This is a genomic window from Bradyrhizobium sp. LeoA1Lang (genome assembly GCF_055413685.1).
On sequence record NZ_JBVAPG010000301.1, the window covers coordinates 1 to 4,924 of the forward strand.

5 protein-coding genes and 1 pseudogene are annotated in these 4,924 nt (G+C 58.6%); 4 read left to right on the plus strand and 2 right to left on the minus strand.

The genetic code is table 11. The features are described from left to right. The first annotated feature begins 346 nt into the window (after nucleotides 1-346). The 3 genes from ACZYOF_RS42135 to ACZYOF_RS42145 all read left to right on the plus strand — a co-directional run bounded on the left by ACZYOF_RS42135 (nucleotide 347) and on the right by ACZYOF_RS42145 (nucleotide 3,204). Nucleotides 347-1,293 (plus strand): IS630 family transposase gene (locus ACZYOF_RS42135; RefSeq protein ID WP_463719433.1). Its coding sequence is split into 2 segments (ribosomal slippage): nucleotides 347-685 and nucleotides 688-1,293, totalling 945 coding nucleotides; the frame shifts between segments, so codons are not numbered across the junction. Nucleotides 1,294-1,555: 262 nt separating this feature from the next. Next, nucleotides 1,556-1,912, plus strand: a complete 357-nt coding sequence (locus ACZYOF_RS42140) for a helix-turn-helix domain-containing protein (RefSeq protein WP_028169400.1) — start codon at nucleotides 1,556-1,558, stop codon at nucleotides 1,910-1,912. Between the two features lie 1,097 nt (nucleotides 1,913-3,009). Continuing rightward, nucleotides 3,010-3,204: a hypothetical protein gene (locus tag ACZYOF_RS42145; protein WP_028169399.1), complete on the plus strand. Its 195-nt coding sequence runs from the start codon at nucleotides 3,010-3,012 to the stop codon at nucleotides 3,202-3,204. A gap of 114 nt (nucleotides 3,205-3,318) precedes the next feature. Here the strand turns inward: ACZYOF_RS42145 and ACZYOF_RS42150 are convergent, their stop codons facing one another. After that, complete coding sequence (locus ACZYOF_RS42150) at nucleotides 3,319-3,606, minus strand: LexA family protein (protein WP_028169398.1); 288 nt, start codon at nucleotides 3,604-3,606, stop codon at nucleotides 3,319-3,321. Between the two features lie 43 nt (nucleotides 3,607-3,649). On the opposite strand from ACZYOF_RS42150, the gene ACZYOF_RS42155 reads away from it, so the two are divergent. Next, entirely contained in the window at nucleotides 3,650-4,801 is a 1,152-nt protein-coding gene (locus ACZYOF_RS42155; protein ID WP_028169397.1) for an IS630 family transposase, read from the plus strand. Between the two features lie 9 nt (nucleotides 4,802-4,810). Here the strand turns inward: ACZYOF_RS42155 and ACZYOF_RS42160 are convergent. Continuing rightward, a pseudogene (locus tag ACZYOF_RS42160) lies at nucleotides 4,811-4,924 on the minus strand (IS630 family transposase); the annotation flags it as partial.

Sequence of the window (4,924 nt, forward strand, 5' to 3'; positions counted from 1 at the left end):
GTCACCGGCGAGCGACAACACGCCTCAAGCACCTTGCGATCTTTCCGCGAAAGGTGGACTTCTCTTGCTTCGGGGATCATCCATATCTTGAATCACGACTCACGATCCAAGAAAAGTGGGTACTAGCACGGCGGGACATGTCCGGAAGCCTACGAAGAACGTCGGAAGCAGACGAGGAATAGCGTCGCAAAACCATTTCGCCTTGCGCAAGGCTTGCTTGCGTCTCCTGAAGGCAGGTCACGATGTCGTTCGCTAGAGCGGGATGGGATTAGATTGAATCGATTGAGGATTCCCAAATCAGATCGGTTCTGATTCAACATGCTGGCTGGGAAGGAGGCCGGCATGGATGGGGCGGGCGTATTCGACTGATCTGCGTGAGCGCGTGGTTGACGCCGTTTGCAAGGGCGGCCTGTCGTGCCATCAGGCGGCGGCGCAATTTGGTGTAGGCATCAGCACGGCCATTCTCTGGGTGCAGCGCTTTCGCGCGACCGGCAGCGTCGAGCCGGATCAGATCGGCGGCTACAAGCCGAAGAAGATTTCGGGAAAGCATCGTGATTGGCTGGTGCAACGCTGCCGGACGGCCGATTTCACCTTGCGCGGGCTGGTGGCCGAGCTCGCCGAGCGTGGCCTGAGGGTCGATTACCGGACGGTGTGGGACTTCGTCCACGCCGAGAAGCTCAGTCACAAAAAAAGACGCTGATTGCTGCCGAGCAGGACCGTCCCGATGTTGCCCGTCGGCGGACGCAATGGACCAAATATCGGGAGCGGATCGATCCGTCTCGCCTGGTGTTCATCGACGAGACCTGGACCAAAACCAATATGGCGCCGCTGCGGGGCTGGGCGCCGCGCGCTCAAAGGCTCAAGGCCAAGGTGCCACATGGCCACTGGCAGACCATGACCTTCCTGGCCGCCTTGCGCCACGATCGCGTCACGGCCCCGTGGCTCATCAATGGGCCGATCAATGGCGAAACCTTTCAAACCTACGTCGAGAAGGTTCTCGTCCCGACATTGCCGCCCGGCGACATCGTGATCATGGACAACCTCGGCTCGCACAAGGGCAAGGCCGTACGCCGCATCATCCGTGCCGCCGGTGCACGGTTGTTCTTCCTACCGAAATACTCACCCGATCTGAACCCGATCGAGCAGTTCTTCGCGAAACTCAAACACTGGCTTCGCAAAGCCGCAAAGCGGACCACCGAGGCCGTCTACGATGCCATTGGTCCGATCCTCGACACTGTCACACCCGCCGAGTGCTCAAACTACTTCACCAACGCCGGATATGGTCAAACCTAATCTCATCACGCTCTAGGTCGGAAACACTACTCTACTTTGAAATGGTGCAGCTTGACGCTACGTGCCATTCAAGTCTCTTGAAGGTCGCGGCACGAATATGTACGAACGCTCGGCTTACGGATCTGGTCTTCCTGCGGTTTGTCCAGGATCATACACACTCCTTTCGTATTTGAAATCTGAGCCGCTGGTGGCCTCAGTTTCGCCACGCCGACAAATTCAAGGCATCACCAAGGATGTCGTTGCCGAGCCTTTAGAGAGAAAGATGAAGAAGCACTCTCACGAGGAGATTCTGTCGAAGCTTGCCCGAGCAAATGAGCTTGCACGAGCGGGCAATTCTCAGATGGAGATTTGCAAAGCGCTCGGGGTTAGCGTCATGACCCTTCATCGTTGGCGAAAAATGCCCTTGCATAAGAGTGATGCGACATTCGCGCAATGTGGCACACTTGAGAATGGCGGGTCAGCCAACGCGGGAACGATGGATGACATGCGGGGTGTGTTGGAGGATCTTACAGTCGAAAACCAACGCTTTCGAAAGATCGTCGCGGATCTCTTGCTGGAGAAGACGAGGCTGGAAGAAGCTTTAGCTGCAGCCGTCCGCGCTGGTCAGTCGCGGGCCTGAAATTCTGCCACATCTTCGGCCATGGCAGCCTCAAAAGCAGGGCCCATCCGAACGGAGCGGGTTACAGTTGCGCCACCATTAGCCGAGTTGGTGTTTCGTCACATCGAAGACCTAGTCGGCGAATTCGAGTTCCTCAAGTCCGGTAGCCGATGCCGTCTGGCTCACGGTTTAAACACAGCGTGGCAGTGGAGGTCTCTCCATTGCGATCGATCCTGCCAGGCTCATGGAATCCATTATTCCAAAGTCCGACAGTATCACCTTGCAAGGCCGAGACCGCGGCCGCCGTACGATTAAACAGCCAAACTCGTCAACGCCAGCACGACTATCGAGAAAAAATCGACCTTTGTCCCGATCAGCCTATCGTTACCATGGCGACCGGAAAGGAGACTATCGCTGTGATCTGGAACACGATTTCTGGCTTCAACGGTGAAGTGACCTGAGTGTAGTCGTCTCACCCAGCGCTCACGCGCCGGCGCAAACTGAGGAATCGTTTGTCCAAAACATGGATACCGAGGTCTGCTCGAAGGCTCCGGGGATGTCTCCGCGAGTTGGCGGAATGCTGAGTGAGCACGCCTCGGCAAAGTATGCGCTGTGATACCGATCAGAAGTCAACCTCTTGCGCGGTAGCGCGATGCGCTATCGCTGCCCTCCTTGGGCGTTTCCTCCCTAGACTTGGGCCGCTTGTTCACTACAAGCTGCCTCTTTTTCTTCGGTCACCGCTGTGGCGACACCCGGCTATTCTTTCGGAATTCGGCTTGCGCAGCTGGTTACGCAAGTCCATATCGCTCTCGTCTTCTTCCGCAGTCAGCGTATACGCTAATCGTGTCGCCCGGCGACATAGCTCTTCCCGGTCGAAGGTCCGAAACGATATCTCGGAAATGCTTGCGCCATCGCTGTCACGCCATCATCGGACAGCACTTCCATTCAGGCTCTCAAACGAAGCTTAGAAGATGTCTCTCTCCAGGGGGTTTTCCCGACGTCGCACACGTCTCATGTCCGGCTTCCGACAACCTGTCCATACCTGTCACTGATGTGAGCACCCAATCAAAACGATTGCCAACCAGTGTGCAGCGTCCGCGGAACATTGGCTGAAGATATTGGATCAGCTCGCGATCGTCAGCGTTGGCCCGACCAAACAAGCATGGAAAGCCAATTTCAGGGATGCGATGAAAAGTTTTCAGGCCTCGCTCTCAGGCCTGAGCTGGCGGGCGGGACTGGTTTATGACCTGATCAAGGAGCTTGCGCTCTACGGCCAATATTGGACGGCGGTGTCGATCCGGTCGGCAGCCTAATTACGACGTCCGCAGTAAAGGATTTCAAACTCTACACCAACAACCAGTTTGAGCTCGGTGTAAAGTAGATGTTATGGATGGTGGCGGCGAATGGACGGGCTACTACTAGTACCTCTACACAGAGGTTTTGACTGATTGGTTTGGGATTTCCAAGACGGGGAGCTGTTCAGGAGGGACCAGCACTTCGATGCTGCGCGGCGAGCCGGGCTGGCGCCTGATGATGCCCGCGCGTTCGAGGGTCAACACCATCTGGTGGACGGAAGGCGGGGACACGCCGAAGTGCCGTTGCATCTCCCATTCGGCAGGTGGCCGGCGATGCACGCGCGTGTAGGCGTCGATGAAGGCCAGGTACTGGCCCTGCTTGGGCGTGAAGGCTTTTGCAGAATGACTCACCTTGGCCATCCGATTCAGCTGTTCGTCAGTGCCTCGACAGGCGGAGGCACGGATGAATGTACGCTATCGGGTCGAACTCAGCCAAACCGAGCGCACGGAGCTTCTGAGCGGCGGCAAGCACGCGGCGCGCAAGCTCAAGCGGGCGCAGATATTGCTCGCCGCTGACGCAGGGGTCAGCGACGCGGAGATCGTCCGTAGCGTCGGCGTCGGCGGGTCCACGGTTTATCGCACCAAACGGCGTTTTGTCCTCGGCAATCTGGAGGCGGCGCTCAGCGAGGAGCCGCGGCCCGGGTCGGAACGCAAGCTCACCGGCAAGGAGGAAGCCCTTTTGGTGGCGACCGCCTGCTCAAGCCCTCCGGCAGGCCGCGCCCGTTGGACCCTGGAACTGTTGGCCGAAGCGATCGTCAAGCTGACGCCACACGAGAGCCTGTCGCGCGAGACGGTGCGCCGACGCTTGGCCGAGAGCGATCTCAAGCCGTGGCGCAAGGACATGTGGTGCATCCCTCAGATCGATGCCGACTACGTCGCCCGCATGGAGGACGTGCTCGATCTCTATGCCGAGGCGCCTGATCCGAAGCGGCCGGTGGTCTGCTTCGACGAGAGCCCAATCCAGCTCATCGGCGAAGTGCGCCAGCCGATCCCGGCCACACCGGGACAGATCGAGCGCTACGATTGCGAGTATCGGCGCAATGGCACCGCAAACCTGTTCGTCTTCCTCGACGCGCATCGCTCCTGGCGCAAGGTGAAGGTGACCGAGCGGCGGGCTGCGGAGGACTTTGCGGCCTGCATGCGCGACCTCGTCGACATCCATTATCCCCGAGCCGAGCGCATCCGCCTGGTGCTCGACAATCTCTCAACTCATTCGGCCGGGGCGCTCTACCAGGCCTTTCCGGCCGACGAAGCACGGCGGGTACTGCGCCGACTGGAGTTCCACTACGTCCCAAAGCACGCCAGCTGGCTCAACATGGTCGAGATCGAGATCGGCGTTCTCGCCCGCCAATGCCTCGATCGACGCATCGACGGTTTCGCCCGCCTCGTCGCCGAGACCGCCGCCTGGGAGAAACGGCGCAATGCCGACCGCGCCCGCGTCAAATGGATGTTCACAACCAATAAGGCTCGCGCCAAAATGGCGCGGGCCTATCCAAAACCCATCATCGAATCAGGCCAGGTTCAACGAGTCAAAACCTCTGTGCCGAGGTACTAGTACCCGGAATCAGAGCTGAGTGATACGGCAGCCTTTGAACCGCTTTTGGCGGAATCGTTTCTTCGTCCAGGCGAAGGGCTGTGCTTTTTCATTGTAGGCGCGGATGAAGGCATCGATGTGCTC